Source organism: Timonella senegalensis JC301, assembly GCF_000312125.1.
Classification (GTDB): domain Bacteria; phylum Actinomycetota; class Actinomycetes; order Actinomycetales; family Cellulomonadaceae; genus Timonella; species Timonella senegalensis.
Window position 1 is genome coordinate 421,696 of sequence record NZ_HE978644.1, and the last position, 17,502, is coordinate 439,197.

Genomic DNA, 17,502 nt, shown 5'->3' on the forward strand with positions numbered 1-17,502 from the left:
AAGAATGAAGTGTTGCCCTTTCGCTAGGCGTCTGGGGACAGTTTCTGGTTCACGGAGCCCCAAAGCTTCGACCCAGTGACGTACACATAAGGAGAAAAGCTGTGAAGGCTAACATTCACCCTGAATACGTTGAGACCACGGTCAAGTGCACCTGTGGCAACGAGTTCACCACCCGTAGCACCAAGACTGCTGGCGTAATCAACGCTGACGTGTGCTCGGCTTGCCACCCGTTCTACACCGGAAAGCAGAAGATTCTCGACACCGGTGGTCGCGTGGCTCGCTTCGAAGCTCGCTACGGCAAGAAGAACTAGCGACTTTTCAGCGCCGGCCAATGCGTGCCGCAGTAACCTCTCCAGGGGCAACTGCGAACGCATTGAGCCGGCGCTGTTGCTATATCTAGATGTCTCACTCCACGTGAGGCACTAGCCGACCCAGCTTCACCTCGGGCCAGTGCGCCCGGCCAAAGCGGGTCGTTTCACCACAACCCAACGACTTTAAGAAGTGTGAGATGTCAGAGTCATTCGCTGCTGTTGATCCACTGCTCGCTGAGCACGATGATTTGGAGGCGAAGCTTGCCGACCCTGCCATTCACGCCGACCAGAACAAGGCGCGCTCGCTTGGCCGCCGATACGCGGAACTAGGTCAGGTAGTTTCCGCTTACCGCACGTGGAAGTCGGCTGCCGACGACCTTGAGGCTGCCCGTGAGATGGCCGCCGAGGACGCGATTTTCGCCGAAGAAATCCCTGCCATGGAGGCACACGAGGCCGAGACCCGAGAGAAGCTGCGCCGCGTTCTCATCCCGCGAGACCCTGATGACGCACGTGACGTCATCCTCGAGGTCAAGGCAGGGGAGGGTGGCGCTGAGTCTGCACTGTTCGCAAGCGACCTCCTGCGCATGTACACCCGGTATGCCGAGAACAAGGGGTGGAAGGTCGAGATCATCGAGGCCAACGAGTCCGACCTTGGCGGATTCAAGGACGTCCAGGTTGCGATCAAGGCCCGCGGCAACGTCGCGCCTGAGGATGGCGTGTGGGCGCACCTCAAGTATGAGGGCGGCGTCCACCGCGTCCAGCGTGTTCCCGTGACGGAGTCTCAGGGTCGTATCCACACGTCAGCCGCCGGTGTTCTTGTGTTCCCAGAGGTCGAGGACGAGGGCGAGATCGAGATCGACCAGAACGATCTGCGCATCGACGTTTACCGTTCATCGGGTCCAGGCGGCCAGTCAGTGAACACAACCGACTCCGCCGTGCGCATCACCCACATCCCTACTGGCATCGTGGTGTCCATGCAGAACGAGAAGTCCCAGCTCCAAAACCGTGAGCAGGCTCTTCGCGTGCTGCGCGCGCGACTCCTAGCCGCTCGCGCAGAGGAGCAGGCCGCTGCCGCTCAGGACATGCGCCGTTCCCAGGTCCGCACGATGGACCGCTCCGAGCGCATCCGCACCTACAACTTCCCGGAGAACCGCATTGCGGATCACCGCACCGGGTACAAGGCATACAACCTGGACCAGGTCCTCGACGGGGATCTCCAGCCGGTCATTCAGTCGGCGATCGATTCCGACGAAGCTCACCGCCTCGAGCACGCAGGCCAATGACGATTACCCCCGACGCCCTGCCGCACGCGAGCGTCCGCGAGGTGGTCGGGTTTGCCCGTGCGGCTCTCGAGGGTGCGGACGTGCCGTCCGCTCGCGTTGATGCCGAGTTGCTGCTCGCTTACGTCCGTGGGCTTTCGCGCGCCGACTTGGTCCGTGCCGCGCTCATGAATGAGGGCGCTTGGTCAGAGGGCGACGCAGGCGCGCTTGAGCGCGCCCGCTTCGCCTCGGCGCTCGAGCGCCGCTGCGCCCGCGAGCCGCTCCAGCACATCACGGGCCTGGCCTCGTTCCGCTACCTCGAGCTTGAGGTAGGCCCCGGCGTCTTTGTTCCGCGCCCGGAGACAGAGGTCGTGGCCCAGGTTGCCGTGGACGAGCTGAACCGCCTCGAGTCGGCGCCCGCCCACGATATTTCCGACGATAGTGCGAAACCCAGCCCAATCGTCGTTGATCTGTGCACTGGAAGTGGGGCAATCGCGATAGCGATTGCGACCGAGCTTCCCGCAACCCGCGTGTACGGGGTTGAGCTGTCCCGCGAGGCCTTTGCGTGGACAACGCGCAACAACGCCCGCTACGAGGACCCGGTCACGCTGGTTCAAGGCGATGCGCGCACGGCGTTGGAGGAACTGAACGGTCAGGTGGCCGTGGTAATTTCTAACCCGCCGTACGTGCCTTCGGACTCGATCCCTAAGGACCCCGAAGTTGCTGGGTATGACCCGGCGATGGCGCTGTATGGACTTGGGCCGGACGGTCTTGAGGTGCCTCGCGGCGTGACTCGGGCTGCCGCAAGACTTCTGGTTCCCGGCGGACTCTACGTCATGGAGCATGCCGAAGTTCAGGGCCAAGCGGCCGTGGACATGGTGCGCGAGACCGGCTATTTCGAGCGGATCGCCACCAGGGTAGACCTCACCAATCGCCCGCGGATGGTCGTGGCTTACCGAAACACAACACAGTATCTGGAAGGATCAACACCGTGAGTGAATCAATCGTGCCAGCACACGACGCAAATGACTGGGGCTCGGCACTCGACGAGGCAGTCAACGTGCTGGGACGAGGGCAGGTCATCGTGCTGCCCACCGACACCGTGTATGGGATTGGTGCGGACGCGTTCAACCCAGATGCCGTGAACGCGCTTCTCGCAGCCAAGGGACGTGGCCGGCAGATGCCGCCGCCCGTGCTCGTGGGTTCCCTGAACACGCTCGACGGCCTGGCCACCGAGGTAAGTTCCGGAGCCCGCGCGCTGGCCCAGAAGTTCTGGCCGGGTGGACTCACCATCATCTTCCGCGCACAGCCTTCGCTCGCCTGGGACCTGGGGGAGACCCACGGTACTGTGGCGCTGCGCATGCCCGACCACCCCACCGCACTAGCTTTGCTCAACCGCACGGGTCCGCTTGCTGTGTCCAGCGCGAACAAGACGGGACAGGCAGCCGCTTTCACGGCACGGGAGGCCTTTGTGCAGCTCGGTGACTCGGTGGCGATCTACCTCGATGGTGGGCAGGTGCCCGGCGGCGTTGCGTCCACGATCGTGGACGCAACAGGAGAGGTCCTGCGCGTTGTACGTGCCGGTGCCATCTCGATCGAGGAGCTTCGCACGGTCGCCGAGGTGCTGGATCTGGGCGAAGGGCTAGAGCCTGAGCCTGAACTGTCGCAGCAGCCTGAACCTGGGGCTGCACCTGAGAGCGGCAGTGATGAGCACGCCGCACCGGCCTTGGAAGCCACCGAAGCCGAGTGAGAGCGTATGCACTCGTCCTGCTGATTTCGGCACTGGCGACCTTCCTCCTCATCCCGTTCGCCCGGTGGCTCGCGCTACGGGTCGGTGCGGTGACTGCGGTGCGCAAGCGCGACGTCCACTCGATCCCTACGCCGCGCCTCGGCGGTGCCGGAATGTACCTAGGCATGCTCGTGGCGTTCATATTTGCCTCGCAGCTGCCGTTCCTGCAGAAGGTCTTCTCCGTGGACCTCCCCACCTGCGTGACGCAGGGGTGTGACTCCGCCTGGGCGATCGTCATCGGCGGCGGGCTCGTGTGTCTGCTCGGAATTGCCGACGATATTTGGGACTTGGACTGGATGACCAAGTTGGTCGGTCAGATCCTTGCGGCAGGATTCGTGGCCTGGCAGGGTGTGCAACTCATCTCGATCCCGATCGCCGGACTGACCATCGGTTCCCCGAGGCTCTCGCTGTTCCTCACAGTTTTCGTGATCGTGCTTGTCATGAATGCGGTCAACTTTGTTGACGGGCTCGACGGACTGGCGGCGGGAATCGTAGGTATCGGTGGGGCTGGATTCTTCATCTATTCGTACCTGCTGACACAGCAGACCAACCCAGGATCCTACGCGTCGGTTGCGATCACTGTGCTCGCGGCCCTCGTGGGCGCCTGCATCGGCTTCTTGCCGTACAACTTCCATCCCGCAAAGATCTTCATGGGCGACTCCGGGTCGATGCTGCTGGGATTCATGATCTCGAGCGCCGCGATTCTGGTCACGGGTCAGATCGACCCCTCCACGATTACACTGGGTGCAACGATCCCAGCGTTCGCCCCACTGCTGTTGCCGGCGGCGATCCTAGTGCTCCCATTGTTGGACATGGGCCTCGCGGTGGTTCGGCGACTTGCGGCGGGGAAGTCGCCATTTGCCCCCGATCGGCTTCACATTCACCACCGTCTGCTTACCCTCGGACACTCGCACCGAAGGGCCGTCCTTGTCATGTACACGTGGAGTGCGGTTTTTGCATTCGGAGCCGTGGCACTTTTTGTATTCCAGTTCCGTTATGTAGCAGTAGGCGGTTTCATCGCAATCCTCGTGATGGTAGTCATCACCGCATGGCCACTCGCTACTCGTCGTTTGCAGAGTTCCAAAGTCTCGAAAGGATAGCTCAATGCTCTCTGACTCCACTCCTGCCTCTCCTGCCCCGGATTCCCCGGAGGAAGGGCAGAACGAATCCGTGGATCCACTCACTGGGCTTCCAGTTGTTCCGCACCACGTGAACAAGGAGATCTTCCAGAGTGCAATGCGTGCTCTCGTTATTCTCCTCATCGCGCTGGCTGTACTTGGCACGGTTGTTGGCTACCTCGTTGGCGGCCTCCCCGGCGTGTGGGGAGCACTGCTCGGCGTTGCCGTGGCGCTCGTGTTCTCTGGAACCACGATCTGGTCGATGCTGCACACTGCAGACAAATCCCCGAACTACACTATGGGCGTCGTGCTCGGTGCGTGGATCGGGAAGATGTTCTTCTTTGTGATTGTTCTGGCGGTTCTCGGCCAGTTCAGTTTCTACCACAAGGTCGTCTTTGCCATCGTCATTCTCATTGGCGTTATTGGCAGCGCTCTGCTTGACATGTGGGCCGTTGCGAAGGGCCGTCAGCCCTATGTAACTCCTTCAAAATAGCAAAGTGATCAGATTCACGCTCGCTCTGGTCTAAAGGTCCTACGCGGCGCAGAATCGCAGACGTACAAGGTAAGAACGCTGTCCCAGCGACCATAAGCCACCCTCGGGGTGTGCTCCTCGCCGCCAAACATCGGTGATAATTCAGCCCGGACTGTCAACACGGCCCGCTGAATGGGATAAGATTCTTGCGATCCATAACGGATATGCGTAGATCCAGGCGATGCCGCCTAGCACCACCGTCTACGCCTTCACTACCGGGAGATTACACTGTCCAACCTAGCGACGATCCTCAACCTCGCCGCGTCTGGTGACGAGGGCGGATTCCATCCCCCTTCAATCAATGAATTCTTTCCGGCACCCATCTTCGAAATCGGCTCCATCGAGTTCCACCGCATTCACCTGGTGCAAATCGTTGCCGCCGCTGTTCTGATCATCCTGTTCCTGCTTGCCGCTCGTCGTGCCAAGCTCGTACCAGGCCGGGGTCAGAACGTTGCAGAAATGGCGCTGGACTTCGTGCGAGTAAACATCGCCGAAGAGATTCTCGGCCACAACGCGCGCAAGTACCTTCCCATGCTGACCACGATGTTCTTTGCCATCCTGGCATTCAACATCACGGGAATCATTCCATTCCTCAACATTGCAGGTACCTCTAAGAGCTCCCTGCCTATTGTTATTGCGCTCTGGACGTTCCTGGTCTACCTGTCCTCCGGTGTTAAGCGCTTCGGCGTGGGTGGCTACCTGAAGAACCAGTTGTTCCCACCAGGGATCCCTAAGTTCCTGTACATCCTGATCACCCCGATCGAGATGCTCCAGGTCTTCCTGTTCCGCCCAATGACGCTTGCACTGCGTCTCACGGCGAACATGGTCGCTGGGCACCTCCTCCTGGTGCTCTGCTTTACGGCAACGAACTTCTTCCTGTTCCACCCAAGCCTTGGCATGAAGCTTCTCTCCCCAGTGGGGCTCACCGCGGGACTCGCGTTCACTCTCTTTGAGATCCTTGTGGCCGCACTCCAGGCATACGTGTTCACGCTGCTTTCAGCCGTGTACATCAGCATGGCAATTGAGGAAGAACACTGATTTTGAGCCTCGGCTCGAAGGCTTAACACCTGGTTGAGGTCCGCTGCGAAGGACCACAGCCATCGTGGAGGAGGCTTTCGTCTCCCTCCGCAACACAACACTTCATTTCGAAAATAACGACACCTGTACACAGCAGGTGCCTAACGGAAGGAATCCTTCAATGGACACCACCACCACCCTCGCAGCAGTTTCCGGCTCGCTCTCCGTAGTTGGTTACGGCCTCGGCACCCTCGGCCCAGGCATCGGCCTCGGCATCCTCATCGGCAAGACCGTTGAGGGTATGGCTCGCCAGCCAGAGGTTGCTGGTCAGCTTCGTACCACCATGTTCATTGGTGTTGCATTCGTTGAGCTTCTTGCTCTCCTCGGCTTCGTTGCTGGATTCCTCTTCTGATGACTCTTTTCACCACGACCACGACGGTACTCGCGGCGGGAGGTGAAGAAGTGTCGGGACTCGACCTCTTCATTCCACCGTGGTACGACATCATCGGGTCGGCAGTGGTGATGGCAATCATCGGATTCTTCTTCTACAAGAAGATCCTGCCGACCTTCATGGCCATCCTCGACGAGCGCACAGCAAAGATCGAGGGCGGGCTCAACAAGGCGGAAGAGGCACAGGCTGAAGCCGATGCACTTCTCGCCGAATACAAGGCGCAGCTCAGCGAGGCTCGCACCGAAGCCGGACGTATCCGTGAGGACGCACGTTCCGAGGCCGGTGACATCGTTTCCGACGCACGTAGCAAGGCTGCCGCCGATGCAGAACGCATTGTCGACACCGCTAAGCGTCAGATCGAAGTAGAGCGTCAGACTGCCGCTGTATCTCTTCGTAACGATGTGGGTGCACTCGCAACCGAACTCGCCTCGAAGATCGTTGGAGAATCGCTGGAAGACTCCGCACGCCAGTCGCGCGTAGTTGACCGCTTCCTCGACGACCTCGAAGCGTCGCAGGTAGCGAACGCTGTAAAGGGGAAGTGATGCGCGGGACCAGCCAGGCGTCTCTCAATGCAATCTCGGACCGATTCGAATCGGACCTTCAGGCTGCAGGCCAAGACGCGCTGACAATCGGTGAACAGTTGTTCGTCGTCGTCGACGCACTCGACAGCTCAGGGGCCCTGCGCCGGTCACTTGCAGACCCATCGCGATCGGGCGAAGACAAGGCTGCCCTTGTCCGCTCGGTCCTGAGCGGTGGGTTTGACGCGACCACAGTCTCGATCATGGAGGCTGTGGCCGAGGCTCATTGGTCGTCCGAAGCAGACTTGGTTGATGCGGTCTCGCTCTTGGCGATCAACGCCCACCTTGTGGCGGCGCAGATGCGTGGAGTGCTCGAGACCGTAGAGTCCGAGCTCTTTATTGTCACTCGCGCACTTCAGGGACAGCGTGAAGTTCGCCAGGCGCTTTCCGACGACTCGACTGAACCGAGCCGTCGTGTGAAGTTGCTTGAGCAACTGCTTACCGGCAGGGCAGACCCCGTCACCGTTGCTTTGGCAACGCGTGCAACTGCCAAGCCACGTGGGGAACGTTTTGTGCCAGCGCTTGCGCGGGTAGGAGACATGGCGGCTGCACGCCGCTCCCGCAAGGTTGCGTACGTCTCGACGAGCCACGCGCTCAGCGATGCACAGATCAACCGTCTCGAGTCGCTTCTCACCAGTGCGTATGGTGCGGACATGCAGCTCAACGTGACTGTCGATCCAGCAGTGGTCGGTGGCATGCGCATCCAGGTCGGTTCCGACGTCATCGATTCGACGATGTTGACCCGACTTGCCGATGCGAAGCGCCGCCTAGCTAGCTAACGACCCCACAACGCAGCCGGCCTAGCCGGCACCCCAGGACAAACCAAGTTGACTGCGCAAGCAGTCACGACAGGAGAAGAGCTAATGGCTGAGCTGACTATCCGGCCGGATGAGATCCGCGCCGCACTTGACAGCTTTGTGAAGTCCTACGAACCTGCCAAGGTTGTCACCGAAGAGGTTGGACGAGTTTCCCTCGCCGGTGATGGTATTGCGCAGGTTGAAGGCCTTCCAAGCGCAATGGCCAACGAGCTGTTGCAATTTGAAGACGGGACCCTTGGTCTCGCACTGAGCCTTGACGTCCGCGAAATCGGTGTCGTCATCCTCGGTGAGTTCACCGGCATTGAAGAAGGTCAGGAAGTTCGCCGCACCGGCGAGGTCCTGTCCGTTGCTGTCGGTGACGGCTACCTCGGTCGCGTCGTCGACCCACTGGGTAACCCAATTGACGGACTCGGCGAGATCGAGACCGTCGGTCGCCGTGCACTCGAGCTCCAGGCTCCGGGCGTTATGGCCCGTAAGTCGGTTCACGAGCCACTGCAGACCGGTCTGAAGGCAATCGACTCGATGATTCCAATCGGTCGCGGTCAGCGTCAGCTGATCATTGGTGACCGTCAGACTGGTAAGACCGCAATCGCGATCGACACCATCATCAACCAGAAGGCGAACTGGGAGTCGGGCGACCCGACCAAGCAGGTTCGTTGCATCTACGTGGCAGTGGGCCAGAAGGGTTCGACGATTGCTTCCGTTCGCGGCGCACTCGAAGAAGCCGGCGCGCTCGAGTACACCACGATCGTTGCAGCTCCAGCTTCGGATCCAGCGGGCTTCAAGTACATCGCTCCATACACCGGTTCGGCTATCGGCCAGCACTGGATGTACGAGGGCAAGCACGTTCTCATCGTGTTCGATGACCTCTCCAAGCAGGCTGAGGCTTACCGTGCTGTGTCGCTTCTGCTCCGCCGTCCACCAGGCCGCGAGGCTTACCCAGGTGACGTCTTCTACTTGCACTCCCGTCTCCTTGAGCGTTGTGCAAAGCTGAGCGACGAGCTCGGTGCTGGTTCGATGACCGGTCTTCCAATCATCGAGACCAAGGCAAACGACGTCTCCGCCTACATCCCAACCAACGTCATTTCGATCACCGACGGACAGATCTTCCTTCAATCCGACCTCTTCAACGCTAACCAGCGTCCAGCGGTCGACGTAGGTATCTCGGTCTCCCGTGTTGGTGGTTCGGCACAGACGAAGGCAATGAAGACGGTATCCGGTACGCTCAAGCTCGAGCTCGCCCAGTACCGCTCCCTCGAGGCCTTCGCACTGTTCGCATCCGACCTTGATGCAGCATCCAAGGCACAGCTCACCCGTGGTGCTCGCCTGATGGAGCTTCTGAAGCAGGGTCAGTACAGCCCATACCCAATGGAGGACCAGGTCGTTTCCGTCTGGACCGGTACAAAGGGCAAGCTGGACGACGTCCCAATCGAGGATGTTCTTCGCTTCGAGTCTGAACTGCTTGACTACCTGCGCCGCAACACGGACGTTCTGCCGACCATCGCGTCGACCGGAAAGTTCGAGAAGGAGACCGAAAAGGCTCTGGACGCAGGCGTTGACGCATTCCGCAACCTCTTCATCAAGGGCGACGGCGAAGCACTCGTCGAAGCAGAGCCTGAAGAGGACGGTTCCGCAGTGGTTGAGCAGGAAAAGATCGTCCGCCAGAAGAAGGCGTGATCCGTGGCCGGTAACCAGCGCGTTTATAAGGCGCGCATCAAGTCAACTCAGTCGCTGAAGAAGATCTTCCGCGCGATGGAGTTGATTGCCGCCTCACGTATCGGAAAGGCTCGTGCGGCAGCAGCCGCGACGCAGCCTTACGCTGACGCGATCACCAGTGCAGTTGGAGCCGCGGCAACGCACTCCAACTTCGACCACCCCTTGACCTCCGACCGTACCGACACCAACCGCGTGGCTGTCCTCGCGGTGACGTCGGACCGCGGTATGGCAGGTGCCTACTCGGCGACCGTGCTGCGTGAGACCGAAACTCTCATCGCACGCCTCACCGCAGAAGGTAAGGAAGTCGACCTGTACGTGACTGGTCGCCGTGGCCTTTCGTACTACCAGTTCCGTGGCCGCGAGATTGTTCGGTCGTGGGCTGGAAAGTCCGATGCGCCTAGCGCCGACGAGGCTCGAGAAATCGCTGACACTCTTCTGGATTCGTTCCTTGCGAAGACTGAAGAGGGCGGCGTAGCTGCGATGTACGTTGTGTACACGCACTTCGTGAACATGGTGACGCAGACTCCACGAGTGGTTCGTCTGCTGCCTCTCGAGGTTGTGGACGTTGAAGTTGAGAAGGGTGCCGAAGAGGCATACCCACTCTACGAATTCGAGCCATCACCCGAGACTGTTCTCGACGAGCTCCTGCCACGTTACGTGCGTTCGAGGATCTACAGCTTCCTGCTCGAGGCCTCTGCCTCTGAGCTTGCGGCTCGCCAGCGTGCTATGCACACTGCGACCGACAACGCTGAAGACCTCATCCGCATGTACACCAGGCTTGCCAACTCGGCGCGTCAAGCGGAGATTACCCAGGAAATCAGCGAAATCGTGTCCGGAGCGGACGCACTCGCAGGTGCCTGAATCGACTGATTGAGTACCTTCGATCTAGTCCACCAGACTACTGATTTTGCTAACTGTACAGACCTAGCCGAACCTGAGTTCGGCACAGCAAAGCGAGGCCACTAATGACTGCCACAACAGTCGACGCAGCGGTCGAGTCAACCACTGGTCCAGCACAGGGCCGCATTGCCCGTGTTATTGGACCTGTCGTTGACATCGAGTTCCCAGCAGACGCGATCCCAGAGATCTACAATGCTCTGCACGTGGAAATTGACCTGTCCGCACAGGGTGAGGGAGAAACCTCCTTCACATTGACCCTTGAGGTCGCACAGCACCTGGGTGACTCACTCATCCGTGCTATCGCCCTGAAGCCAACCGATGGTTTGGTTCGAGGCGCAGTTGTTACCGACACCGGAGCAGCAATCTCCGTTCCAGTCGGTGACGTCACCAAGGGTCACGTTTTCAACGTGACCGGTGAGGTACTTAACCTCAAGGAAGGCGAGAAGCTCGAGATCACCGAGCGCTGGCCAATCCACCGCAAGCCACCAGCATTCGACCAGCTTGAGTCCAAGACTCAGATGTTCGAGACCGGTATCAAGTCGATCGACCTTCTGACCCCTTACGTTCAGGGTGGAAAGATTGGTCTGTTCGGTGGTGCAGGTGTTGGTAAGACCGTCCTCATCCAGGAGATGATCTACCGTGTGGCCAACAACCACAACGGTGTGTCCGTCTTCGCGGGTGTTGGTGAGCGTACCCGTGAGGGTAACGACCTCATCGACGAGATGACTGACTCTGGTGTTATCAACCAGACCGCTCTCGTGTTCGGTCAGATGGACGAGCCACCGGGAACGCGTCTTCGCGTTGCACTGTCGGCTCTGACCATGGCTGAGTACTTCCGTGATGTTCAGAACCAGGACGTCCTCCTGTTCATCGACAACATCTTCCGTTTCACTCAGGCAGGTTCTGAGGTTTCCACACTGCTCGGCCGCATGCCATCCGCAGTGGGTTACCAGCCAAACCTGGCTGACGAGATGGGTCTTCTCCAGGAGCGCATTACCTCGACGCGTGGTCACTCGATCACGTCGCTTCAGGCAATCTACGTCCCTGCTGACGACTACACTGACCCAGCACCAGCAACGACGTTCGCGCACCTTGACGCAACGACCGAGCTGTCGCGTGAAATCGCTTCGCGTGGTCTGTACCCAGCAATCGACCCACTGACCTCGTCGTCTCGTATCCTTGACCCACGCTACGTGGGCCAGGAGCACTATGACGTTGCGACCCGTGTCAAGACGATTCTGCAGCGCAACAAGGAACTCCAGGACATCATCGCCATCCTCGGTGTTGACGAGCTCTCTGAAGAAGACAAGACCGTCGTTGCACGTGCTCGTCGTATTCAGCAGTTCTTGTCGCAGAACACCTACATGGCAAAGCAGTTCTCTGGTGTTGAGGGTTCGTCGGTTCCACTTACGGAAACCATCGAAGCCTTCAAGCGAATCGCCGATGGCGAGTTCGACCACATTGCTGAGCAGGCGTTCTTCAACATCGGTGGCCTCGAGGACCTCGAGCGCAACTGGGCCAAGATCCAGAAGGAGTACGGAATCTGATCCGCAAGGATTAGTCCGCACTCACGAACACACCAGGAGTACACGTGGCACAGCTCACCGTACAGCTCGTCGCAAAGGATCACGCTGTGTGGTCCGGACCGGCCAAGGTTGTGAGCGCGCCTGCAGCAGATGGCGAGATCGGTATCCTTCCAGGACACGCGCCGATTCTGTCTGTGCTTAATGCGGGTCAGGTTCGTATCACGGATGTTGCTAACAACAAGTTCGAGTTCGTCATCACGGGAGGTTTCCTCTCCGTCGATGCCGACGCCGTAACCGTTGTTGCCGACAAGGTTGAGCAGAACTCGCCTGCTGGCGCGTAACGCCTTCAAACAGTTAGGGTCGAAGCCGTGAGTACTATCGTGTGGATAGCTATCGCAGCACTGCTAGTGCTGGTAGTTCTCTGCGCGTGGGGGTACTCACGGCTTCGGCGTCTGACCAAGCGGGCGGGCACGTTTGACTGTGCCTACCGCAGCACCAAGGACCGTACTCCGGAGTTGGACAAGTACTGGGCCAATGGCCTGTGTGAGTACCGTTCCGACCGCCTTGTGTGGTGGCGTCTCTATTCGCTGAAGTGGGAGCCGAGCCGCACCTGGCTGCGCCAGGGCTTCGACCTCGTTGGTCGTTCGCCGCTTGAGGCGGAGGGCCTTCCTGACGTTTATCTGGTGCAGTGCAACTACGAGGGTGCGCCCTTTGAGCTCATGATGTCCGCCGAGGCTTATCACGGCTTGGCATCGTGGGTTGAATCCGCGCCCCCCTCGATTCAGGGATATATCTTCTAGTCCGACCAAGGGAAACTTACTTGCGACTCGTTGTTGCGCAGTGCGCTGCGTATTACACCGGCCGACTTTCCGCACACTTGCCAATGGCGACCCGATTGATCGTGGTCAAAGCCGATGGAAGTGTGCTTTTGCATTCGGACGGAGGTTCGTACAAGCCTCTGAACTGGATGTCTCCTCCCTGCTCAATGGCGGTCTCGGAGCCTTCAGAGGACCAAGCCGAACGCGGTGTGACTACCGTGTGGCGGGTTCAGCACCAAAAGAGCGACGACAACCTCGAAATCGAGCTCTACGAGGTTTTCCACGACTCAGCGCACGAGTTGGGGATTGACCCGGGCCTTATCAAGGACGGCGTTGAGGCTCATCTCCAAGCGATGATGGCGGAGCAGATCGAGTTGCTCGGCGCTGGAAGCCACCTCATTCGTCGTGAATATATGACGGCTATTGGGCCGGTCGACATCCTCGCTCGCGACGCGAGCGGCCAAACGGTCGCCGTGGAGATTAAGCGCAGGGGAGAGATCGACGGAGTCGAGCAGCTCACGCGGTATCTCGACCTACTTAATCGCGATCCATTGCTCGCGCCGGTGCGCGGCGTCTTCGCCGCGCAGGAGATCAAGCCGCAGGCCCGTGTCCTTGCCACGGATCGTGGCATCGATTGCCTGATTCTGGACTATGACGCCATGAAGGGCGTCGATGACGTGGAGTCTCGGCTGTTCTGAGATTGTGTGTGAAGTGGGTGGGCCACGCTCGGGGAACGTGGCCCACCCACTTTTTTATTCACGACGATCCTGCGCCAGCAGGCGCGACGCTCTAGACCCAGCGGTCTACTTATAGTTAGCGCGCATCGCACAATCGCTCAGATCTCAGCGCAGCGCGCCCGCAGCAACTGAGGAAGCGAGCGATGGGCTGAGCGGGCACAACGGGATGAGCATGGCCTGGTAGGCGTGATAGATGTCCGGCTTGCCGGGCCAAACCTTGTCGTCCGGCTGGTTGCGCAGATCGAGTTCGTGGTGCCACGAGCCAAGCGTGGTGTCGAGGAAGTAGGTCGAGATGTGCTCGAGCCACTGGTCGTAGTCCTCGGCGTAGGCGTTCTCGCCCGTTGCATGGAAGAGCGCGGCGGACGCTCCGAGGGCTTCGGCAGGGACCCAGTGCATCCGAGTGGAGACCACGGGTTCGCCGGACCAGTCGGTCGTGTAGACAAGGCCTCGGGCGCCCTCGGTGCTGACCCGCCAGCCGTCTGCGATGGCGCGGGCGTAGAGCGCGCGGGCCGTCTCCTCGAGCCACGGGTGTGTGCCGTGGCCGTAGGTTGCGTTTAGGTGCAGCATTAGCCGGGCCCACTCAATTCCGTGACCCACGGTAGCGCCGTAGGGCTTGAACTGGTCGTCAGGGCGGTCCGCATTAAGCTCGAGGAGCGGCTGCCACTGCTCGTCAAAGTGCTCAGGGATGCGGTAGTTGCGGGGCGCGGACCATTCGAGGGCAACGATTCGCGCGATCTCGAGGGCGCGGTCATGCCACTTGGCGTTGCCAGTCACGTCACCGGCTGCGAGGAGAGCCTCCACGCTGTGCATGTTGGCGTTGACCCCGCGGTACGTGGACAGCTCTGTGAAATCGGCATTCCATTCGTCGACGTGCAGTGAGTACTGGGGGTCGAAGAACCGTTCGTCGAGTGTGCGCAGTGCCTCGTCGAGTAGCTCCTGCGCGCCCGCAATGCCAGCGCGCACTCCAGAGGTGCCGGCAAGAACCACGAACGCGTGGGCATACGCGGCCTTTGTTGTGTCGGCCCCGCCGGGGTGTCCCTGAGCATCACGCTGCTCGTTGCCGTCCTCATCGAGATCTGGTGTGGCTGGGATGGAGGCGTACCACCCACCATTCATATCGTCGTGAAGCGGGCCCCGCAGGGCGGCGATAGCCGCCTGTGCCACCTCGCGAGCGCCCTCGTGGCCAAGCATGGAACCGATCGAGAATGAGTGTGCCATGCGGCAAGTGATCCACGTGTGGACGGGCTGCGTGAGGTCGACGGTGCCGGTGTTACCGAGCCAGCCCGCGCCGCGGCCCTCGACGATGCAGTCCCGTGCAAACGTGAGTAGTTGGTCGGCCTGGCCAAGGAGCCACTCGCGGTGCGAGGCGGACGTGATGGTTAGTGTGTGATTGGTCACTTCTACTCCACTCGCGAGTTCTGGATGAGGGTTTGGAGCCATTCGACTTGGGCGAGGGACTGGTGGAACTGGCCGCCCTCATGGCCGTTGTAGGAGTACACACGAATGTCTTTACGCGAGGTGTCTGCAGGGTAGGCGTTGAACGCGCTGTATACAGTCGATGGTGGACAGATAGAGTCCATGAGGGCAACCGAGAACAGGGTAGGTGCGTTGGCGCGCTTGGCAAAGTTGACACCGTCAAAGTAGGACAGAGTGTGGAAGACCGACTCTACGGAACCTCTGTGGACAGCAAGGTAGCGCGTAATCTCGTGGTACGGGTCGGAGTCCGTGATGCTCGTAGCGCGCTGGAAGTTGCAGAGGAACGGCACATCGGGCATGACCGCAAAGAGGTCCGGGACAAGGCCGGACACGGCGAGCGTGATGCCGCCTCCCTGGCTTGCGCCCATAACCGTGACGCGCGACGAATCGACCCACTCGAGTGAGCGGACCGCTTCCACAGCCCGAACGGCATCGGTGAAAACTCGGCGATAGTAGTAGTTCTGGGGACTGTCTATGCCTTTAGTCATGAAGCCGGAGCCCGAGGGTCCGGTAGCTCCCTCGTCGCTGGTGCGACCGCCCGACCCCCAGCCGGAACCCTGTCCGCGCGTGTCCATAAAGAGGTGCGCGAATCCGGCGTTTGCCCAGAGCAGATGCTCCTGCGCGAACCCACGCCCGCCCCCGTACCCCTGATACTGGACCACAGCCGGCAGGCTGTGCGGCGCTGCTCCCGCCGGAAGGTTGAGCCAGGCCTTGATGCGCTGCCCTCCAAACCCGCAGAACTCTACGTCGTAGGAGTCCACGAGTGTCAGCCCTGTCTGGACCTTAGTCAGTGTGACGTCGAGATCGTGGTCGCGCGCTTGGGCGAGAGTTGAGCTCCAGAACTCGTCGAAGTCGGCCGGTTCCCGTACCGCCGGCGCATACGTGGCAAGGTCTGTGGGCGAAAGGTCAAAGAACGCCATTATTTTCTACCTGTCGTGTCGTGTTGTGTTGAAGCCCGCTCCCTGGCGGTGGCGGGCTTACTTGGAGAGGGTGGACAACTCGCTTACGGTGCCCGCCTTGCGGACATTGGCTACGAGTGAAGCGCTACGTTGAGGGACAAACTCGGACTGGAGCACGATGGCAGCGCCCCCGATCGCCGCGGCGGTCTCCGCCGCGCGGGAGAGCCTCACATCGACCGAGTGCGAGGATCTAGCAAAGAACGAGTTGGAGAGAGTTTCTTGGAGGCGGGGAAGGTAGATGTCGCTTGCCGCCGCGAATCCTTGGCCTGTCAGCACAATCATTTGTAGGTCAAGGATGTTTGCCACCGAGTGAGCGGCAACGGCGACATAGCGCGCAGACTCCTCGAGGAGCGCACGAGCCCGCGTATTGCCGGCGGCGCTGGCGGTCGCGATGATAGCGAACTGGCTGGTGATCTCGCTGTCGGGCGGGAGCGCTGCGAGCCCGAGTTCTTGGGCTAGAACTGAGTCGGAATGAGCCTTGGCCACTACTGCATGTGGGCCAGCCATGAACTCAACGCAGCCGCGCATGCCGCACCAACACTGCGGCCCGTTGATGTCCACGCACGTGTGTCCGACCTCGCCCGCATTCCCACTGGCGCCACTGTACTGGCTGCCCTGCATGAAGAGCCCCGCGCCCAAACCCGTACCCATGAAGAGGGTGGCAAAGTTGGCCTCGCGGTCGGTACCTCCTGACCAGTACTCGCCGACAGCCGAGGCAGTGGCGTCGTTTTCCAAAAGCACGGGGAGACCAGTGGCCTCGGATAGGCGGACATCGAGCGGATACTCTTCCCAGTGCTTCATGAACGGTGGAGCCAAGTGGATACCACTCTGGGAGGTCAAAGGACCGGGGGAGACGAGGCCCACCCCAAGGACTCTCTCGCGCTCTATACCGGAGCGGAGGATCATGGCGTCTACCTCGTGCGCCATACGCTCGACCACTTCGTCGGGGGAAGCCTGGGCGATTCCCGACTGGGTTTCCTGGAACACTGGGGCCCCTGCGAGGTTGACTACCACGAACGTCAGAGCACTGTGGTCGAGGTGCACGCCAATCGCGTAGCGGGCAGTTGGATTGAGCTCGAGAAGAACTCGGGGTTTGCCGCCTGTGGACTCCGCGCGGCCGATCTCGAGGATGAGGTCCTGTTCAAGGAGTCTGCGCACCACGTTGGAGACGGTCGCTCCAGTGAGTCCGGTCACCTGGGAAATGCCTACGCGGCTGATGGTGCCGGCCACGCGAATAGCATCAAGTATGAGGGAGGCGCTACCCGGCCCAGCCGAGGTGGTACCTTTCTGCAACACTGGGGCTCCTTGGTGTGCTGTGGCCATTCCACTTCAAGGGTGGGACCTGCGCTCACAGGCTGGTTCGGCGGCCGACGTTGGCCTTTGACTAACTTTGTTAAGTAGATTAAGAATAACTCAAGGGTGCGATGCCAGCACGAACGCCGCTCCCTCAAAACAGACACGGTTCACTAACGCCTTCCCCTTACAGGAGTCCCAAAG

The 17,502-nt window shown here is 60.4% G+C and carries 19 protein-coding genes; 16 read left to right on the plus strand and 3 right to left on the minus strand.

Annotation, left to right across the window (positions count from 1 at the left end; all coding sequences use genetic code 11):
- Positions 1–101: 101 nt before the first annotated feature.
- The 16 genes from rpmE (at position 102) to nucS (ending at position 13,531) form a co-directional block, all read left to right on the plus strand.
- Positions 102–311, plus strand: coding sequence for a 50S ribosomal protein L31 (gene rpmE / locus HGSM_RS12550; RefSeq protein ID WP_019149116.1), 210 nt, complete (start codon positions 102–104; stop codon positions 309–311).
- Between the two features lie 197 nt (positions 312–508).
- Positions 509–1,594, plus strand: coding sequence for a peptide chain release factor 1 (gene prfA / locus HGSM_RS12555; RefSeq protein WP_019149117.1), 1,086 nt, complete (start codon positions 509–511; stop codon positions 1,592–1,594).
- Complete coding sequence (gene prmC / locus HGSM_RS12560; RefSeq protein WP_019149118.1) at positions 1,591–2,565, plus strand: peptide chain release factor N(5)-glutamine methyltransferase; 975 nt, start codon at positions 1,591–1,593, stop codon at positions 2,563–2,565. Before prfA ends, prmC begins: the two co-directional genes overlap by 4 nt.
- Positions 2,562–3,320, plus strand: a complete 759-nt coding sequence (locus tag HGSM_RS12565) for an L-threonylcarbamoyladenylate synthase (protein ID WP_019149119.1) — start codon at positions 2,562–2,564, stop codon at positions 3,318–3,320. Before prmC ends, HGSM_RS12565 begins: the two co-directional genes overlap by 4 nt.
- Positions 3,317–4,459 (plus strand): MraY family glycosyltransferase, encoded by a 1,143-nt coding sequence (locus HGSM_RS12570; protein WP_019149120.1) that lies wholly within the window; start codon positions 3,317–3,319, stop codon positions 4,457–4,459. The genes HGSM_RS12565 and HGSM_RS12570 overlap by 4 nt, the downstream gene beginning before the upstream one ends.
- A 4-nt stretch (positions 4,460–4,463) precedes the next feature.
- Complete coding sequence (locus HGSM_RS12575; RefSeq protein ID WP_019149121.1) at positions 4,464–4,970, plus strand: hypothetical protein; 507 nt, start codon at positions 4,464–4,466, stop codon at positions 4,968–4,970.
- A 261-nt stretch (positions 4,971–5,231) separates the two neighbouring features.
- Entirely contained in the window at positions 5,232–6,047 is an 816-nt protein-coding gene (atpB, locus tag HGSM_RS12580; protein WP_376780683.1) for a F0F1 ATP synthase subunit A, read from the plus strand.
- A 160-nt stretch (positions 6,048–6,207) separates the two neighbouring features.
- On the plus strand, positions 6,208–6,438 hold the full coding sequence (atpE, locus tag HGSM_RS12585; RefSeq protein WP_019149123.1) for an ATP synthase F0 subunit C: 231 nt from the start codon (positions 6,208–6,210) through the stop codon (positions 6,436–6,438).
- On the plus strand, positions 6,438–7,019 hold the full coding sequence (locus HGSM_RS12590) for a F0F1 ATP synthase subunit B (RefSeq protein ID WP_019149124.1): 582 nt from the start codon (positions 6,438–6,440) through the stop codon (positions 7,017–7,019). Before atpE ends, HGSM_RS12590 begins: the two co-directional genes overlap by 1 nt.
- Positions 7,019–7,834 (plus strand): F0F1 ATP synthase subunit delta, encoded by an 816-nt coding sequence (locus tag HGSM_RS12595; protein WP_019149125.1) that lies wholly within the window; start codon positions 7,019–7,021, stop codon positions 7,832–7,834. Before HGSM_RS12590 ends, HGSM_RS12595 begins: the two co-directional genes overlap by 1 nt.
- Positions 7,835–7,918: 84 nt before the next feature.
- Entirely contained in the window at positions 7,919–9,550 is a 1,632-nt protein-coding gene (gene atpA, locus HGSM_RS12600; RefSeq protein WP_019149126.1) for a F0F1 ATP synthase subunit alpha, read from the plus strand.
- A 3-nt stretch (positions 9,551–9,553) separates the two neighbouring features.
- Entirely contained in the window at positions 9,554–10,450 is an 897-nt protein-coding gene (locus HGSM_RS12605; protein ID WP_019149127.1) for a F0F1 ATP synthase subunit gamma, read from the plus strand.
- A 104-nt stretch (positions 10,451–10,554) separates the two neighbouring features.
- Complete coding sequence (gene atpD, locus HGSM_RS12610) at positions 10,555–12,036, plus strand: F0F1 ATP synthase subunit beta (RefSeq protein ID WP_019149128.1); 1,482 nt, start codon at positions 10,555–10,557, stop codon at positions 12,034–12,036.
- A 44-nt stretch (positions 12,037–12,080) separates the two neighbouring features.
- Positions 12,081–12,356 carry a F0F1 ATP synthase subunit epsilon gene (locus tag HGSM_RS12615; protein ID WP_019149129.1) on the plus strand — a complete coding sequence of 92 codons (276 nt, stop codon included), beginning with the start codon at positions 12,081–12,083 and terminating at the stop codon, positions 12,354–12,356.
- Between the two features lie 27 nt (positions 12,357–12,383).
- Positions 12,384–12,815 (plus strand): DUF2550 domain-containing protein, encoded by a 432-nt coding sequence (locus HGSM_RS12620; RefSeq protein WP_040595156.1) that lies wholly within the window; start codon positions 12,384–12,386, stop codon positions 12,813–12,815.
- 20 nt (positions 12,816–12,835) lie between these two features.
- Positions 12,836–13,531, plus strand: a complete 696-nt coding sequence (nucS, locus tag HGSM_RS12625) for an endonuclease NucS (protein ID WP_040595157.1) — start codon at positions 12,836–12,838, stop codon at positions 13,529–13,531.
- Positions 13,532–13,675: 144 nt separating this feature from the next.
- Here nucS and HGSM_RS12630 read toward each other — a convergent pair whose 3' ends face one another.
- Genes HGSM_RS12630 through HGSM_RS12640 form a run of 3 tightly spaced genes read right to left on the minus strand, consistent with a single transcriptional unit; the run spans position 13,676 to position 17,301 of the window.
- The gene (locus tag HGSM_RS12630; RefSeq protein ID WP_019149132.1) at positions 13,676–14,968 is read right to left on the minus strand and encodes an AGE family epimerase/isomerase; all 1,293 of its coding nucleotides are present in this window, start codon (positions 14,966–14,968) and stop codon (positions 13,676–13,678) included.
- A 2-nt stretch (positions 14,969–14,970) separates the two neighbouring features.
- Positions 14,971–15,966, minus strand: coding sequence for an acetylxylan esterase (locus HGSM_RS12635; protein WP_019149133.1), 996 nt, complete (start codon positions 15,964–15,966; stop codon positions 14,971–14,973).
- Positions 15,967–16,023: 57 nt separating this feature from the next.
- Positions 16,024–17,301 (minus strand): ROK family transcriptional regulator, encoded by a 1,278-nt coding sequence (locus HGSM_RS12640; protein ID WP_019149134.1) that lies wholly within the window; start codon positions 17,299–17,301, stop codon positions 16,024–16,026.
- Positions 17,302–17,502: the final 201 nt, after the last annotated feature.